The sequence below is a fragment of the Microvirga terrestris genome, from assembly GCF_015694425.1.
Lineage (GTDB): Bacteria > Pseudomonadota > Alphaproteobacteria > Rhizobiales > Beijerinckiaceae > Microvirga > Microvirga terrestris.
In genome coordinates this window covers 251,657-267,661 of sequence record NZ_JADQDN010000002.1, presented here as the reverse complement: position 1 = coordinate 267,661, position 16,005 = coordinate 251,657, and the positions used below count along the sequence as shown (strand labels likewise).

General features: G+C 63.8%; 14 protein-coding genes. 10 read left to right on the top strand and 4 right to left on the bottom strand.

Translation table 11 applies throughout. The annotated features are described in order from the left end of the window. The first annotated feature begins 330 nt into the window (after nucleotides 1-330). The 3 genes from ppdK to I2H36_RS05355 are packed head-to-tail and all read left to right on the top strand — an operon-like array spanning nucleotide 331 to nucleotide 3,659. Nucleotides 331-3,009, top strand: a complete 2,679-nt coding sequence (ppdK, locus tag I2H36_RS05365) for a pyruvate, phosphate dikinase (RefSeq protein ID WP_196262839.1) — start codon at nucleotides 331-333, stop codon at nucleotides 3,007-3,009. A 5-nt stretch (nucleotides 3,010-3,014) separates the two neighbouring features. Continuing rightward, nucleotides 3,015-3,284 (top strand): hypothetical protein, encoded by a 270-nt coding sequence (locus I2H36_RS05360; RefSeq protein ID WP_196262838.1) that lies wholly within the window; start codon nucleotides 3,015-3,017, stop codon nucleotides 3,282-3,284. 18 nt (nucleotides 3,285-3,302) lie between these two features. After that, a complete protein-coding gene (locus I2H36_RS05355) occupies nucleotides 3,303-3,659 on the top strand; it encodes a GFA family protein (RefSeq protein ID WP_196262837.1) in 357 nt (118 codons plus the stop codon). A 159-nt stretch (nucleotides 3,660-3,818) separates the two neighbouring features. On the opposite strand, the gene I2H36_RS05350 is transcribed toward I2H36_RS05355, so the two are convergent. Beyond that, nucleotides 3,819-4,220, bottom strand: a complete 402-nt coding sequence (locus I2H36_RS05350) for a hypothetical protein (protein ID WP_196262836.1) — start codon at nucleotides 4,218-4,220, stop codon at nucleotides 3,819-3,821. A 204-nt stretch (nucleotides 4,221-4,424) separates the two neighbouring features. Here I2H36_RS05350 and I2H36_RS05345 point away from each other — a divergent pair, with 204 nt between their 5' ends. From I2H36_RS05345 to acuI, 5 genes are all read left to right on the top strand, one after another. Then, nucleotides 4,425-5,192, top strand: a complete 768-nt coding sequence (locus I2H36_RS05345) for a helix-turn-helix transcriptional regulator (RefSeq protein ID WP_246718685.1) — start codon at nucleotides 4,425-4,427, stop codon at nucleotides 5,190-5,192. Between the two features lie 111 nt (nucleotides 5,193-5,303). Continuing rightward, nucleotides 5,304-6,527, top strand: coding sequence for a cell wall hydrolase (locus I2H36_RS05340; RefSeq protein ID WP_343234403.1), 1,224 nt, complete (start codon nucleotides 5,304-5,306; stop codon nucleotides 6,525-6,527). A gap of 201 nt (nucleotides 6,528-6,728) precedes the next feature. Then, entirely contained in the window at nucleotides 6,729-8,141 is a 1,413-nt protein-coding gene (locus I2H36_RS20300; protein WP_196262834.1) for a M10 family metallopeptidase C-terminal domain-containing protein, read from the top strand. A 126-nt stretch (nucleotides 8,142-8,267) separates the two neighbouring features. Next, nucleotides 8,268-9,509 carry an MFS transporter gene (locus I2H36_RS05330; RefSeq protein WP_196262833.1) on the top strand — a complete coding sequence of 414 codons (1,242 nt, stop codon included), beginning with the start codon at nucleotides 8,268-8,270 and terminating at the stop codon, nucleotides 9,507-9,509. 83 nt (nucleotides 9,510-9,592) lie between these two features. Continuing rightward, nucleotides 9,593-10,579: an acrylyl-CoA reductase (NADPH) gene (gene acuI, locus I2H36_RS05325; protein WP_196263153.1), complete on the top strand. Its 987-nt coding sequence runs from the start codon at nucleotides 9,593-9,595 to the stop codon at nucleotides 10,577-10,579. A 69-nt stretch (nucleotides 10,580-10,648) separates the two neighbouring features. On the opposite strand, the gene I2H36_RS05320 is transcribed toward acuI, so the two are convergent. Both I2H36_RS05320 and I2H36_RS05315 read right to left on the bottom strand, forming a co-directional pair. Beyond that, on the bottom strand, nucleotides 10,649-11,299 hold the full coding sequence (locus tag I2H36_RS05320) for a hypothetical protein (RefSeq protein WP_196262832.1): 651 nt from the start codon (nucleotides 11,297-11,299) through the stop codon (nucleotides 10,649-10,651). 71 nt (nucleotides 11,300-11,370) lie between these two features. Further along, nucleotides 11,371-12,327: a LysR family transcriptional regulator gene (locus I2H36_RS05315; RefSeq protein ID WP_196262831.1), complete on the bottom strand. Its 957-nt coding sequence runs from the start codon at nucleotides 12,325-12,327 to the stop codon at nucleotides 11,371-11,373. Between the two features lie 172 nt (nucleotides 12,328-12,499). Here I2H36_RS05315 and wrbA point away from each other — a divergent pair, with 172 nt between their 5' ends. Beyond that, a complete protein-coding gene (gene wrbA, locus I2H36_RS05310; RefSeq protein ID WP_196262830.1) occupies nucleotides 12,500-13,102 on the top strand; it encodes an NAD(P)H:quinone oxidoreductase in 603 nt (200 codons plus the stop codon). A gap of 25 nt (nucleotides 13,103-13,127) precedes the next feature. Here wrbA and I2H36_RS05305 read toward each other — a convergent pair whose 3' ends face one another. Further along, nucleotides 13,128-14,117, bottom strand: a complete 990-nt coding sequence (locus tag I2H36_RS05305) for an L-threonylcarbamoyladenylate synthase (RefSeq protein WP_425523275.1) — start codon at nucleotides 14,115-14,117, stop codon at nucleotides 13,128-13,130. Nucleotides 14,118-14,224: 107 nt separating this feature from the next. Here I2H36_RS05305 and I2H36_RS05300 point away from each other — a divergent pair, with 107 nt between their 5' ends. Next, nucleotides 14,225-16,003: an acyl-CoA dehydrogenase family protein gene (locus I2H36_RS05300; RefSeq protein WP_196262829.1), complete on the top strand. Its 1,779-nt coding sequence runs from the start codon at nucleotides 14,225-14,227 to the stop codon at nucleotides 16,001-16,003. Nucleotides 16,004-16,005: the final 2 nt, after the last annotated feature.

Sequence of the window (16,005 nt, the reverse complement as noted above, 5' to 3'; positions counted from 1 at the left end):
TCGATACTTGGGTAGGTTCGAGTGTGCTCCAAGCTTGCGGAGTTCACGAGGTATGCCGCGGGCTATTTGGAAATCCTCATCCGGATATTTGTGGTTACATGCGGGCGACCGGGTATTCAGAGCCGATCCCGCAGCGGTGCCGGGAAGTCGGTCGGCTCTCATCTTATGATAAGGTCGAACAGCCGCAACGCTGGTAAGGACAAAGGCGGCATTTCGTCCGCCCTTGCTTGACGAAGGAACCTTGGCTGTTCAGCTTGCGTTTGGGCTCCACATGTTTCAAGCCAACACCTGCGCGGCAGCAGGGCGTTTCTTAAGCCAAGGGATCGAGTGATGACGCAGTGGGTCTATACCTTCGGGGACGGCAAGGCCGAGGGCCAAGCGGGGATGAAGAACCTGCTGGGCGGCAAGGGGGCGAATCTGGCAGAAATGTCCAATCTGGGACTTCCTGTACCTCCGGGCTTCACCATCACCACCGAGGTCTGCACCTACTACTACGATCACGACCGTGCTTATCCGGGCGAGCTGAAATCCCAAGTCGAGAAGGCCCTGGATTATGTCGGGCAGCTCACGGGCCGCACCTTCGGCGACGCCGCGAACCCGCTCCTGGTCTCCGTCCGCTCCGGTGCCCGGGCCTCCATGCCCGGCATGATGGACACGGTGCTCAATCTTGGCCTCAATGACGTCACCGTCGAGGCGCTGGCCAAAGGCGCCGGCGACGAGCGCTTCGCCTACGATTCGTATCGCCGCTTCATCACTATGTATTCCAACGTGGTGCTGGACATCGAGCACCACCATTTCGAGGAGATCCTCGACGAGTTCAAGGATCGCAAGGGCTACACGCTCGACACGGACATGACCGCCCAGGACTGGAAGGCCATTCTCCCGCGCTACAAGGCGCTGGTCGAGAAGGAGCTGGGCAAGCCTTTCCCGCAGGAGCCGCAGGAGCAGCTCTGGGGCGCCATCGGGGCCGTGTTCGGCTCCTGGATGAACAACCGCGCCATCAAGTACCGCGAGCTGCACGCCATCCCGGCGAGCTGGGGCACGGCGGTGAACGTGCAGGCCATGGTCTTTGGCAACATGGGCGAGACCTCCGCCACCGGCGTGGCCTTCACCCGCAATCCCTCCACCGGCGAGAGCGAGCTCTACGGCGAGTTCCTCATCAACGCCCAGGGCGAGGACGTGGTGGCGGGCATCCGCACCCCGCAGGACATCACCGAGAAGGCGCGCATCGCATCGGGCTCCGACAAGCCCTCCATGGAGCGGGCGATGCCCGATGCCTACAACGAACTGGTGCGCATCTACGGCATCCTGGAGAAGCACTACCGTGACATGCAGGACATGGAATTCACGGTGGAGACGGGCAAGCTCTGGATGCTCCAGACCCGCAACGGGAAGCGCACGGCGAAAGCCGCTTTGCGCATCGCCGTGGAGCTGGCGTCCGAGGGCCTGATCACCCAGGAAGAGGCCGTCACCCGCGTCGAGCCGGCGGCCCTCGACCAGCTGCTGCATCCCACCATCGACCCCAAGGCCGAGCGCAAGATTATCGCCACCGGCCTGCCGGCCTCGCCGGGTGCAGCTTCGGGCGCGATCGTGTTCAACTCGGACGATGCGGAGGCGGCCAAGAAGGCGGGCCACAAGGTCATCCTCGTGCGCGTCGAGACGAGCCCTGAGGACATCCATGGCATGCACGCGGCCGAGGGCATTCTCACCACCCGCGGCGGCATGACCTCGCACGCGGCGGTGGTCGCCCGCGGCATGGGCAAGCCCTGTGTGTCGGGTGCGGGCCAGATCCGCGTGGACTACGCAACCCAGTCGCTCACGGTGGCAGGGCAAACCCTGAAGAAGGGCGAGATCATCACCATCGACGGCTCCAACGGCCAGGTGCTGCTGGGCCAGGTAAAGATGCTCGAGCCGGAGCTGTCGGGCGAGTTCGCCACCCTCATGGGCTGGGCCGACAAGGTGCGCCGCATGAAGGTGCGCGCCAATGCCGAGACGCCGCTCGACGCCAAGACGGCGCGCTCCTTCGGTGCGGAAGGCATAGGCCTCTGCCGCACCGAGCACATGTTCTTCGAGGGCGACCGCATCGTTGCCGTGCGCGAGATGATCCTCTCCGACGACGAGGCGGGTCGCCGCGCGGCGCTCTCCAAGCTGCTGCCGATGCAGCGCAAGGACTTTGCCGAGCTGTTCTCGATCATGAGCGGATTGCCGGTCACGATCCGCCTGCTCGACCCGCCGCTGCACGAGTTCCTGCCGCACTCCGAAGAGGAGATGCAGGAAGTGGCGAAGTCCATGAACGCGCCCATCGACAAGCTCAGGCACCGCGCCCGCGAGCTGCACGAGTTCAACCCGATGCTCGGCTTCCGCGGCTGCCGCCTAGCGGTAGCCTATCCGGAAATCGCCGAGATGCAGGCGCGCGCCATCTTCGAGGCGGCGGTCGAGGCCGGCAAAACGACCGGCCAGCCTGTCGTTCCCGAGATCATGGTGCCGCTCGTGATGACGAAGCCGGAGCTCGATCTGGTAAAGGAGCGCATCGTCGCCATGGCGGAAGCTGTGAAGGCGGAAAGCGGAGTCACTATTGAATATCAGGTCGGCACCATGATCGAACTGCCCCGCGCGGCCCTGCTGGCCGGCGAGATCGCGGAATCGGCGGAGTTCTTCTCCTTCGGCACCAACGACCTGACGCAGACCACGCTCGGCATCTCGCGCGACGATGCGGCCTCGTTCCTCGGTCCCTATACGCAGAAGGGCCTGCTGCCGGCCGATCCGTTCGTCACCATTGACCAGGAAGGCGTCGGCGAACTGGTGAAGATCGCGGTGGAGCGGGGTAAGAAGACGCGGCCCAACATCAAGCTCGGGATCTGCGGCGAGCATGGCGGCGATCCGGCGTCGATCCACTTCTGTGAATCGACGGGGCTCGACTACGTGTCCTGCTCGCCCTACCGCGTGCCGATCGCGCGTCTTGCGGCCGCGCAGGCAGCGCTTGGGGCGAAAGCCGCGAGCCAGGCGTGATGCCGATGGCATTATCGCGCGGACGGCTGCTCTACATCGCCGCGGTGCTGGTCTCCGGCATCGTGATCGGCCTCATCGTGGCGCCACGGCCGCATCTTCAGGAGCTGGTCGTGCCGCCCGCGGCATGGCCTTTCGCCGTGTCGCTGGTGCTCGATCTGATCAGCGGCCAGATGGCCGCTCAGGGCAGGGCGGCGCCGCTCACCATGAGCGACCGCTTCATTGCCGTACTCGGTGCTGGACTCATCGTCACGGCGATGGTGGCATACTCGGCCTGACAACAGACGGGGGTTGGAATGACGCTTCATAAGGGTTCGTGCCATTGCGGCAAGGTCGCCTACGAAGTCGAAACGGATCTTGCGCAGGTGATCGAGTGCAACTGCTCGATCTGCCAGCGCAAGGGCTATCTTCTGACCTTCGTGCCGCGCAGCGCCTTGAACGTAATCCGTGGTGAGGAGGATCTCGCCACCTACACCTTTAACACGCACACGATCCAGCACCGCTTCTGCTCCACCTGCGGCGCAGCCACCTTCGGCGAAGGCAAGCAGCCGACCGGCGAGGCTATGGCCGCGATCAATGTGCGCTGCCTGGAGACGGTGGAACTGTCGGAGATCACGCTGGTCCCGTTCAACGGGCGGGATGCGAGGGGTTAGTCACGCAGTTATCCCGGGGCTGCGCAGCAGAATCCGGGATCGCGGGACAAGTGTAGCTCCCCTTCACCTCTCCCTGAGGGAGAGGGAGTAAGCACTTCATCCTGCACCCAATCCCGGATCGGCTTCGCCGTCCGGGATGACGAGGTGCTGATCGGCATTTCACGCCACGGCTTCCTGCGAACGCCGCAGGCCGACATACTGGAACTCCGCATACATCAGCACCACCAGGGCCTGGGCGATCACGAAGGCGTAGCCCGCGCTCGTCGGCGCGACCCAGCCGCTCACGAGGAGCAGGACGCTGTCGGCCACCCAGAGCGCATTGCCTAGCACCACCGCCCAGGCGATTGGCTTCTGAATGGTCTCGCGCACGCCAAGCCAGCCGATGAAGCCCGCGTAGGGCAGGAGGACGAGGCCCGCGATGCGCAGGAGCATCTCCGGCAGTCCGAGCACACCACTTAAGGGTCCAGCGCCGATCAGCATCAGGAGGCCGCAGGCGGCGCTGGTGGCGGCATCGGCCACGAGGGCCTGGCGAAGAAGTGGGGAGGAGTGGATGTTCATCATGGCTGTCTCCTGTGGTTCGTCGATTGAGAGCCTCAACCGTGAAATCAGGATTGCGCCGTGAGGGAGGCTCGTCGATTACCTCTGAGGTCATGGAACAGTGACCTGCCTCGCGCTATGGTCCCGCTCATGAGAACCGCGAGCATACCTGTGAACAGCACTCCGCATTTGGGCGATTATCTGCGTGAATGGCGCCAGCGCCGGCGCATGAGCCAGATGGACCTGGCCCTCGAGGCCGAGATCTCCACGCGGCACCTGAGCTTCCTCGAGACGGGCCGCTCGCAACCGAGTCGCGAGATGGTGCTGCTGCTTGCCGAAAAGCTCGACATGCCCCTGCGGGAGCGCAACATCATGCTGGTCTCGGCGGGCTACGCGCCGGTCTATTCGGAGCGCTCCCTCGATGATCCGGCGCTGGCGAGCATGCGCCAAGCAGTCGATCTCGTGTTGAAGGGGCACGATCCCTATCCGGCGCTCGCCGTCGATCGGCATTGGTCGCTGGTCTCGGCCAACGATGCGCTCGTGTTGCTTATCGGGGATGTGGATCCTGCCTTGATGAAGCCCCCGGTGAACGTCCTGCGCCTGAGTGTCCATCCGGCGGGTCTTGCGCGGCGCATCGTGAACTTCACCGAGTGGCGAAACCATCTCATCCACCGCCTGCATGGCCAAGTAGATGCGACCGGAGATGCAACGCTCGCTGCCCTGATCGCGGAGCTGCGCTCTTACCCGACGCCCGATGCCGCGGCGCGCGCTCCCAAGCCTGGGCATGATTATGCGGGCATTGTCGTTCCCCTGCAGATCACCACGGAAGAGGGCCTGCTGACTCTCTTCAGCACCACGACGATCTTCGGCACGCCGGTGGACGTGACCCTGTCGGAACTCGCCATCGAGGCCTTCTTCCCGGCCGATGCGGACACTGCGAATGCGTTACGGCGTCTGTCCGACAAGCGTCAGGCTGCCGCAGCCCCTGCCCAATAGAGCAAAGCCGCCTTAACCACCCATCAACCTTAACCCGCGATAACTTTAAGCCATCGGAGCCCTCCTGCTGGATGCTTCGGATGTTCACGAGTTTTTTGCAGGGTGTTGCGCGTGCGTCTTCCGTATCGTCGGTCTCGGGTGAAATGGATCTGCGCCACCACGGCTCCCTGGGCGCTGGCCACGGGCTTGCTGATCTCGTTCACGGCGTCCGCCAGCAACGACCTCCATTCCGGCGTGAGCTTTGCTCCGCGCAGCACGACCGCCCGCCTGATCGATACCGCCCTCGTGCCGCCGACCGGCGCCTCCATGGCCGGTGGCAGGCTCGGGGTCGAGCGGGACATCCTTCGCACCCTGCCGCGCTACGACCTGCCGGATGACATGGCCGATTCCGAGCCCCTCAAGGCCGACCGGAAGGCCGATGCGGGGGCTGACGCGGTCATCGACCGCTCCCTGAAGAGCAACCCGCTGGTTGCCCCGCATGCGACCCTTTCCCGGCGGGCCAAGCAGCTGCGCCCGGCCCTCAACCAGGCTGGTGGCGCCCGCCTGCTTTACAGCCGCGACGAGAATCTTCTGCCGCCTACCGTTCTCATGGAGGGGCAGCTCGAAGAATTCGACATGGAGCAGACCTTCGAGCCGTGGCAGGCGCCGGAATACACCACGACCCAGCAGGCGACCTCGGTGCAGTCTCCCGCTGCCGCAGCGGCAGGTTCGACCGGAGCCTCGGCAAGCCCGACCACCCCGATGGTGAAGCGGGCGGTCGCCCTGTCCTCGGCAACGCCGGCGCCCATGGATGCCACGCCGATGGAGATCGCCGCCGCCCCCGTGTCGCTGCAGTCGCCGCGCCTCGACCGGGGCGAGATCACGATCCTGCCGAAGAGCGACGATCCCGACCGTCCGCGCTATGCCGATCTGATCGACCCGGACAACCTGAACAAGGAGCAGCGCTGCCTGGCTGAGGCTGTTTATTTCGAAGCGCGCAGCGAGCCTGTGGAAGGGCAGGCGGCGGTTGCCCAGGTGATCCTGAACCGCGTGAAGAGCGGGCTTTACCCCTCGTCCATCTGCGGCGTGGTCTACCAGAACCGCCATCGCCATCTCGCCTGCCAGTTCACCTTTGCCTGCGAGGGCAAATCCCTGCGCATCCGCGACACCGAATCCTGGGAGCGGGCCACGCGGGTGGCGAGCGCGGTGCTCGAGGGCCGGACCTATCTGGCCGATGTCGGTGGTGCCACCCACTACCACGCAGACTACGTTCGCCCTTCGTGGTCCCGCCGCCTGAAAAAGATGGACGTGATCGGCCGGCACATCTTCTACAAGCTCAAACCAGGGCAGACTTAAGAATGCCCCTCACCTGTGCGTTACGGCACTCACAGAACTGTAATAGCGTAGTAGAAGCTTGAAGCTCAAGCATCGGACCCAAAAGTGGACTTGCACTTTTGGGTCCCATCTGATGCTTTTCTTTAAGCTGCGCATCGTCTGGGCGGAAAGCCGGATCCACTTTTCCGCACGATGCGCTCGTGGCCTTGGGACGAGGGAATAATGGCGACGATCCGAAACTCTGTGCCGGGCGCCGGATACGGGAATGTCTATGTGGATTCCCTGATCTGGGGCGGCACGGCGTGGAACTCGAGTGTCGAGCCGATCAAGGTCTATTTCGGCCAGAGCGGCGACTTCGCAGCAGCCCGTGCTCGCCATGGCGAAAGCGAGGTCTTGACCAGCGCGGCTCAGGCGGATGACTGGATAACGACGGAAATAGATATCTTCGACTACGCGGCCGCTGTCTATGGGAGTGTCTGTGGTCTCAGGTTTCAGCTCGTCGATACGGTAAGCGCGGCCGACATCGTCTGGTGGAAGACAGCGCTCGACGGCAGCACACTCGGCCTCCATGAATTGCCCGCCAACGGTCAGGTCTGGGGATATTTCGATCCTTCCACTCCCTCCTGGAGCAACATGCATTTCGGGGGTGATGGCCTCAACACGGTGCTGCATGAGCTTGGGCATGGCTTAGGTTTGGCGCATCCTCACGATGGCGGAGACGAGGGAGGCACGAGTTTTCCCGGTGTGACTGACTCTTCCTCGACAGGAACCTACGGCCTGAACCAGGGAATTTGGACAATCATGTCGTACAACACCGGCTGGGATCGGGCCGGCTATGATGTGAGCTATGGTAACCAGGGAGGGCTCGGAGCCTTCGACATTGCGGCCCTGCAAGCCCTCTATGGAAAGAACATGGCGACGGGCGCCGGCAAGGATGTCTATACCCTGCCGACATGGAACCTGCTCACGGAGGAGCAGGGGTGGTTCTGCATATGGGATGCGGGCGGAACGGACACGATCACGGCCGCGAATGCATTGGCCGGCGTGCAGATCGACCTGCGGGCTGCCACCTTGAGGGCCGGGGATCGCAACGCCGGAGGGTTCATCTCGCGTGAAGCGGGGGTCGCCGGCGGCTACACGATCGCGAACGGCGTGGTGATCGAGAACGCCACGGGCGGCCGCTCCAACGACAAGCTCTACGGAAATGCCGCAGCCAACACGCTGAAGGGCAATGGCGGCAAGGACAGTCTGCTGGGGCAGTCCGGAAACGACATTCTCATGGGCGGATTGGGAGCCGATACCCTGAGCGGGGGCTCCGGCAGCGACGCGTTCGTCTTCAACACCAAGCCCAACAAGACCACCAATCTGGATCGCATCACCGACTTCAATGTCCGATACGACGTCATTCGTCTGGAAAACTCCATTTTTAAGAAGATCGGGAAAACCGGGACCCTGAGCAGCAAGCACTTCGAGGTCGGCACCAAAGCCGGCGATGGGGATGACTACATCGTCTACAACAAGTCGAAGGGCATCCTCTATTACGATGCCGACGGGTCAGGGCAGGGCCGCGCAGTCGAGATTGCCATTCTGTCGAACAAGGCCAAGATGACGGTGGCCGACATCATCGTGATCTGAAGCTGTCAGCGACGAGCCTGTATATTCATCACGATTCATCATACCAAAGGCGACAAACTTTCAATTCTGCTGATGCACGACTTGGGCTAGGGTGCCCTTCCAGTTTTGCCCCTTGAGGCCGTGACCATGCCCGCATCGCCAGCCCGCTCCCGCGTCTCCCCGGAAATCATCGTCGTCTGCGGCTGCCTCATCGCCCTGATCACGTTCGGGCCTCGGGCTTCCTCGGGGCTGTTCCAGCTTCCGATGATTACGGAATACGGTTGGGGCCGAGACACCTTCGGCTTTGCCATCGCGATCCAGAACCTCCTCTGGGGCGTCGGACAGCCCTTTGCCGGCGCGGTGGCAGACCGGTTCGGGGCCTTCCGTGTGCTCTGCGTCGGCGCACTTCTCTATGCGCTCGGGCTCGTCGTCATGGCCTATGCGACCACACCGGGCGTCCTGCATATCGGCGCCGGCGTGCTCATCGGCTTCGGCCTCTCCGGCTGCTCATTCAACCTGGTGCTTGGCGCTTTCGGCAAGATTCTGCCGGAGAAGTGGCGCCCTATGGCCTTCGGTGCCGGCACAGCCGCGGGTTCCTTCGGCCAGTTTCTTTTCCCGCCCATCGGCAACGTGCTCATCGAGTCGTTCGGCTGGCAGCAGGCCCTTCTGGTCTTTGCCGCCAGTGTCCTGCTCGTGATGCCCCTGGCGCTGGCGCTGGCCACCCGCCCTACTGCCGATTCCGCGCAGGCCGGAGCGGCAGCGGTGCCGAATCAGTCGATTGCTCAAGCCCTGGCAGAGGCGTTCAAACATCGCTCCTATGTTCTGCTTGTGCTCGGCTTCTTCACCTGCGGCTTCCAGCTCGCCTTCATCACCGTGCACCTGCCGGCCTACCTGAAGGATGCGGGCCTCTCGGCGGCCGTTGGGGGCTGGACGCTTGCCGTCATCGGCCTCGCCAACGCGGTCGGCTCCCTCGGCTCGGGCTGGCTCTCCACCCGCATGTCGAAGCGCTGGCTGCTGGCCTGGATCTATCTCGGACGCTCGGTGGCGATTGCCGCCTTCATCCTGGTGCCGGCGTCCCCCGTCACGTCCATCCTGTTCGGCATTTCCATCGGTCTGCTCTGGCTCTCCACCGTGCCGCCCACGTCGTCCCTCGTGATGCTGATGTTCGGCACCCGCTATATGGCCATGCTCTACGGCTTCGCGTTCTTCTCGCATCAGGTCGGCGGCTTCCTCGGCGTGTGGCTCGGCGGGCTGCTCTACGAGATCAACGGCAATTACAGCATGGTCTGGTGGCTCTCGGTCGTTCTTGGCCTCGTCTCCGCCCTGATCAATCTGCCGATCAAGGAGCAGCCGGTCCATCGCGCCCCGGCGCTGCAGCCGGCGGAGTAAGACAGCCTCCCTGCTAAGGGATGAAGCTTTCGCGCTTGTCCTCATCCTCCGCCGCGCCACAAATGGTGCGGGGAGGAATCGGCATTAGCGCATTCAAGGCTATGGTCATCGACAAGACCGACGCTGGGCAGAGCGTCGGGATCCGTGCGTTCGACGACACGGATCTCATGGATGGCGACGTGACCGTCCGCGTGTCGCATTCGACGCTGAACTACAAGGATGGCTTGGCGCTCACCGGCAAGGCTCCGGTGGTGCGGCGGTTTCCGATGATCCCCGGCGTCGATCTCGCGGGCATTGTGGAAGCTTCCTCGAATCCCGAGTTCAAGCCCGGCGACGCGGTCGTGCTCAATGGCTGGGGGCTGGGTGAGACGCATCTCGGCGCCTATGCGGAGAAGGTGCGCGTTAAGGGTGAATGGCTCATCCCGCTCCCCAAGGGTTTGACCGCGCAGCAAGCGATGGCCGTTGGCACGGCCGGCTATACGGCGATGCTCTGCCTGATGGCGCTGGAGCGGCACGGCTTGCGCCCGGATCGCGGCCCCGCCATCGTCACGGGGGCGGTCGGCGGCGTGGGCTCGGTGGCCGTGGCGCTGCTCGCCAAGGCCGGTTGGCACGTGATCGCCTCGACCGGAAGGCCCGAAGAGGCGGATTATCTCAAGGGCTTGGGAGCGGCGGAAATCCTCGACCGCGCCGAACTCGCGAGTCCTGGGCGGCCGCTTGGCAAGGAGCGATGGGCGGCTGGTGTCGACACGGTCGGCTCCACGACCCTGGCCAATGTCCTGTCCATGACGAAGTATGGTGGCGCCATCGCAGCTTGTGGTCTTGCAGGCGGAATGGACCTGCCCACCACGGTCGCGCCGTTTATTCTGCGCAACGTAGCACTGCTCGGCGTCGATTCGGTGATGGCGCCCAAGGCGCTGCGGCTCGAAGCCTGGAACCAGATCGCCCGCGAACTCGACCACAACAAACTCGCCGCCATGACCTCAACCATCCCGCTCGATGGGGTGCTGGAGGCAGGCCGGGAAATCGTGGCCGGGCGGATCAAGGGCCGGGTGGTGGTGGAGGTCAAATGACCTCGGCTGCATAGTTGAATAGGTGAGAGCCGACAGCACGGCTCAATGTGTTTTCGCCATGAGTGTTGCTCATGGCGAGGTCTGGATACGAGGCTTACCCGCTAGAATCTTTATCGAGAACAGGAATTGAAAGACCATAACTGAGAAAACAGGTATCATTAGCGGTATTGCTGCAAGGCTTCTTCCTTGCCTAAGTCCACGCTCACTAGATAAATCGACTTTAAACATAACGATGATGAACATAACCATCGTTAGCACTGTGGCTACAGCGCGTATCAGTCCGAATGCATAAACATCAAAGACCTTCTTCCCTCTCTTTCTCCTCATAAAAATAAGGTGATTGATGTCCATCATCGAGAATCCTCGATAGAGGAACCGTGCGGAGAGGATCGAACAAAGAATCGATCCGTAAAAGGATGCCAACGCGGCAGTCGAGAGATTGAGTTTGCCGTTCGCTGAAAGGCCAAGCACATAGTTGGCAACTGACGGGGCGATGAGGCCTGCAGGCTTTGCAGCCCATGATAACGCCTCATGGGAGGGCAAGCTTCCTGGTGCGAAATAGGCTTGTAGCCATACGATGGCCATCAAAAGATAAGGAAGAAACATAAACCAACCGAACACCCGAAGTGAGCGCAGAATTTCTTCGGATTTTGCAGTTTGATCTGCCGGAATCTCCACTTTCGAGAGATCGATAACGTCATTCTTTGAATGATTAGCCATTCGCCCGTCTGTCCGTCCCACCAAGGACCGGGGGATGCAACACTATTCTACAGCTGGCCGACATACCTCCGTCAAGCTGGAATACCTGGAGCTGGATTCATGAGGCTTTTTGCCCCGCCGCCCTCAATCCGCTTCTTCTGCTTGGCGATCTCGGCGGCCATGAAGTCCATGAAGGCCCGCACCCGGGCGGATTGGCGCAGGTCCGGATGGGTGAGGAGCCACAGGCCTGCGGCGAAATCGGCGTTGATGTCCGACAGGCGCACGAGATTGGGGCTCGCATCGGCGATGAAGCAGGGCAGGGGGCCGATGCCGGTCCCGGCCTCCACCGCTTCGGAAAGACCGAGCACCGTGTTGACCTTGTAGACGATATTGTCCGGCGACACGTGTTCGCGCACGAAGCGGGCGACCTTCAGGGTCGCCAGGTTGTCCCCAAGCGCGACCCAGTGCCGGTCGAAGAGATCGGCCAGGGTGACGTCTTCGGGGCCCCTGACATCGGGAAAGTCCGCCCTCCTACCATAGATCGCCCAGGCAATGGTGGCCACGCGCCGACCCACCAGCGTCTCGGGCGGGTCGTCCGTAGCGCGGATCGCCACGTCGGCATCGCGCTTCGAGAGGTTGAGCGCCTGGTTGGCGAGGACCACGTCAAGCCGCATTTCCGGGCAGGCCATGATGAAGCGGGCGAAGATCGGCGTCAGCAGATGGACGAGCAGCGTGTCGTTGGTGGTGACGCGCAGCTCTCCGGCCGGCGCGACGGCCTGGCCGGCGAGCTTGCGGGTGAACGCCGTGACGTTCTCCTCCATCTGCTCGGCGAGCGCCGTCATCTCCTCGCCGGCGGTAGTGAGCACGTAGCCGGTCCGGTGCCGCTCGAAGAGCTTGACCCCGAGGTTCTCCTCCATCTGGCCGAGCCGGCGGAAGACCGTGGAATGGTTGACACCTAATTTCTCGGCCGCGCCGGCCAGTCCATTGGCTTCGGCGATGATTTTGACGAGTCGGAAGTCGTCCCATTCGAGATGCTGCTGCTTGGACATGGGTTTGCATTCACGCAAGAGAGGCCCTGCATATCTAACACTGGTTTTGCAGGGGAGAAAGCTTATCCTCTTGGATGTCCAACACCCGCAGGGCAGTGCACATCCTGGCCTCTCGTGAAGACTGGCTGGGCAATGACTGGCCTGCGTCTCAATCCAACCAATTGGAGTTCACATGACCAAGGTTCTGGTTCTGTATTATTCGTCCTGGGGTCACATCGAGCAGATGGCCTATGCCGCGGCCGAGGGTGCCCGCGAGGCTGGCGCCGAGGTTGTGGTCAAGCGCGTGCCGGAGCTCGTGCCGGCTGAAGTCGCGCAGGCCGCTCACTACAAAACCGACCAGAAGGCCCCCATCGCCACGGTCGAGGAATTGCCGGAATACGACGCCATCATCTTCGGCACGCCGACCCGCTACGGCACCATGACGGCGCAGATGAAAAACTTCCTCGACCAGACCGGCGGCCTCTGGGCGCAGGGCAAGCTCATCGGCAAGGTCGGCTCGGTCTTCACCTCCACGGCTACCCAGCACGGCGGTCAGGAAGCCACCATCCTCACCACGCTGCCGGTGCTCCTGCACCACGGCATGGTGGTTGTGGGCCTGCCCTATTCCTTCCAAGGTCAGATGGGCGTCGACCAGATCCGCGGCGGCTCGCCTTACGGCGCTTCCACGACCGCTGGCGGCGACGGCTCGCGCCAGCCGACCGAGATCGATCTCGACGGCGCCCGTTTCCAGGGCCGACACGTGGCTCAGATCGCCGCGAAGTTGGCGGCGAAGTAAGAAACGACAGAAGAGCGGAGCGGACTTACCGCTCCGCCGCAGCCCGCCTCAGGCGGTCGTTGATGGCTTCGCCTAGGCCCGTCTCAGGAATCGGGCTCACCGCAATGGTGGCCGCTCCCGAAGCGTCGAGCTGCCTCAGATAGGAAAACAGATGAGCGGCGGCCTCCACGAGGTCGCCGTTTTTGCTGAGGTTCAGGGTGATGCGCGCGGCATCCGCCCCCTCCGGAGCCTTGGGGCCGAACAGCAGGACCGCTTCACCAGCCTCGACGCTCGCCGCATTCAGGCGCACCCGCGCCCGAGGTGCGTAATGGGAGGCGAGCATGCCGGGCGCCAACGGAGCTCCGCCTCCTTCCGATCCCACCTCAAGCCTCATCCCGATCAACGCCTCGATGGCCTCGCGCGGCACGCCGCCGGGGCGCAGCAGGCGTGGCGCGCCGCCGAGGCAGGCCACAATGGTCGATTCCAGGCCAACCTGGGACGATCCGCCGTCGAGCACCGCGTCGATGCGCCCGTCGAGATCGCCCAGCACGTGATCGGCATCGGTGGGACTTACGCGCCCCGAGCGGTTGGCGGAGGGCGCGGCGACCGGGCGGCCCGTCTTCTGCAGAAGCGCATGGGCGAGGGGATGGGCCGGCACGCGCAGGCCCACGCTGTCGAGACCGGCGCGGGCGAGGTCGGAGATGGTGCAGGTGGGGGCCACCGGCACCACAAGGGTCAGCGGGCCAGGCCAGAAGGCTTCTGCCAGGCGCCGGGCCATCTCGTCGAACACGCCTTGGGTTCGGGCGGCTTCAAAGCTGTCCAGGTGGGAGATCAGCGGGTTGAAGCTCGGGCGATCTTTGGCGGCATAAATGCCGGCCACAGCTTGCGAATCCGTGGCATCGGCCCCGAGGCCGTAGACGGTCTCGGTCGGGAAAGCCACGAGGCCACCCCGGCGCAGAATCTCCGCCGCGCGCGCAAGGCCGGCCTCGTCGGATGTCAGACGCTCCGTTTGGCGCATTGACCCAAGATCGTTCACGTCTAAACTATCCCTTGCCCGCGGGGAAAATCCCCTTGCCGGGCGGGTTTAACGGCGCGAGAACACGCGTCAATATGAAAAGCCTATCCCTGTGAGAGGAAGAGCCCATGACCTACCGCGCGCCCGTCCCCGACATCGTCTTTACCATGCGGCATGTGGCAGGCCTGGATCGTGCCGTGGCGGACGGCGTCTATGGCGATCTCTCCGTGGAGTTGGCCGAGACCATCCTGGAAGAGGCGGGCCGCTTCGCCAACGACGTCATCGCGCCCCTCAACCGCGAGGGCGACAAGCATGGCGTGACCCTCAAGGACGGAACAGTGACCACCGCTCCAGGCTGGAAGGAAGCCTATAAGGGCTGGACCGAAGCGGGCTGGAATGCGCTTCCCGGCCCGGTGGAATACGGCGGCCAGGGCCTGCCAACGCTGCTGAATTCCGCCTGCGTCGAGATGTGGAACGCCGCCTCCATGGCCTTCGGCATCGGCCCCGTGCTCACCATGGGGGCCATCGAGGCGCTGGTTCAACATGGTACGGAGGATCTCAAGAGCCGGTATCTTGAAAAGCTCGTCTCCGGCGAATGGACCGCCACCATGAACCTCACGGAGCCTCACGCGGGCTCCGATCTCGCGGCCCTGCGCTCGCGCGCCGAGCCGGCAGGTGACGGCACCTACAGGGTCACAGGCCAGAAGATCTTCATCACCTATGGCGAGCACGATCTCACCGACAATATCATCCATCTCGTGCTCGCGCGCCTGCCGGATGCGCCCGCCGGCACCCGCGGCATCTCGCTGTTCCTCGTGCCGAAGTTCCTGCCCGACGGCACCCGCAACGACGTGCGCTGCCACTCCATCGAGCACAAGCTCGGCATCCACGCCTCGCCCACCTGCACCATGATCTTCGGCGACAATGGCGGCGCCATCGGCTGGCTTGTCGGCGAGGAGAATCGCGGCCTCAATTGTATGTTCACGATGATGAACAACGCCCGCCTCGCCGTAGGCCTGCAGGGTGTGGCGGTTGCCGAGCGCGCCTATCAGCAGGCGCTCGGCTATGCCAACGAGCGCAGGCAGGGCCGCGCCATCGGAGCGGTGGAAGGCATGAGTCCGATTGCCGTGCATCCGGACGTGCAGCGCAACCTGCTCACCATGAAGGCGCTCACCGCTGCGGCTCGGGCCATCTGCTACATGACCGCGGAAGCCATCGACCGGGCGCATCTTGAAGAAGATCCGGGGCGCAGGAAGAAAGCGCATGAGCGCGCCTCGCTGCTGACGCCGGTGGCCAAGGCCTTCTCGACCGATATCGGCGTGGAGGTGGCCTCCATCGGCGTGCAGGTCCATGGCGGCATGGGCTTTATCGAGGAGACGGGCGCCGCGCAGCATTTCCGCGATGCGCGCATTGCACCGATCTACGAGGGCACCAACGGCATCCAGGCCATCGACCTCGTCACCCGTAAGCTGCCGCTCGCCGGCGGCGAAACGGTGCGGGCGCAGATCGCCTCCATGCGCGCTACGGCCGCGCGCCTTCTCAAGGAGAGCACGCCCGCTTTCGGCGCGACCGCGCCGCGCTTGCGCGATGCCATCGAGAGCCTTGACCGGGCGACGAGCCATCTGCTGCAGTCCCTGTCCTCCAACGCGCAGGGCGAAGCGCTTGCCGGCGCCACGCCATATCTGCGGCTCTTCGCCCTCGCACAGGGCGGTGCGGCTCTTGCCGAGATGGCGCTGGCGGCGAATGCTCAAGTGGCCGGCGGCGACACGGACCCCGCCCATGCCGGGCGCATCGCGCTCTGCCGTTTCTTCGCCGAGAACATCGCTGTCGGAGCAAAGGGGCTTGAGGAAACGGTGATGAGCGGTGCAGGCTTCCTGCACGACGCAACCCTGGCACTCGCGAGTTGATC

Bases quoted from the DNA above. Each gene is read 5' to 3' on its own strand.
- I2H36_RS05330 (WP_196262833.1), top strand. From the start codon at position 8,268: ATGCCCGCATCGCCAGCCCGCTCCCGCGTCTCCCCGGAAATCATCGTC.
- I2H36_RS05320 (WP_196262832.1), bottom strand. From the start codon at position 11,299: ATGGCTAATCATTCAAAGAATGACGTTATCGATCTCTCGAAAGTGGAG.
- I2H36_RS05355 (WP_196262837.1), top strand. From the start codon at position 3,303: ATGACGCTTCATAAGGGTTCGTGCCATTGCGGCAAGGTCGCCTACGAA.
- wrbA (WP_196262830.1), top strand. From the start codon at position 12,500: ATGACCAAGGTTCTGGTTCTGTATTATTCGTCCTGGGGTCACATCGAG.
- I2H36_RS05360 (WP_196262838.1), top strand. From the start codon at position 3,015: ATGGCATTATCGCGCGGACGGCTGCTCTACATCGCCGCGGTGCTGGTC.
- I2H36_RS20300 (WP_196262834.1), top strand. From the start codon at position 6,729: ATGGCGACGATCCGAAACTCTGTGCCGGGCGCCGGATACGGGAATGTC.
- I2H36_RS05345 (WP_246718685.1), top strand. From the start codon at position 4,425: ATGAGCCAGATGGACCTGGCCCTCGAGGCCGAGATCTCCACGCGGCAC.
- I2H36_RS05300 (WP_196262829.1), top strand. From the start codon at position 14,225: ATGACCTACCGCGCGCCCGTCCCCGACATCGTCTTTACCATGCGGCAT.
- I2H36_RS05350 (WP_196262836.1), bottom strand. From the start codon at position 4,220: ATGATGAACATCCACTCCTCCCCACTTCTTCGCCAGGCCCTCGTGGCC.
- I2H36_RS05315 (WP_196262831.1), bottom strand. From the start codon at position 12,327: ATGTCCAAGCAGCAGCATCTCGAATGGGACGACTTCCGACTCGTCAAA.
- ppdK (WP_196262839.1), top strand. From the start codon at position 331: ATGACGCAGTGGGTCTATACCTTCGGGGACGGCAAGGCCGAGGGCCAA.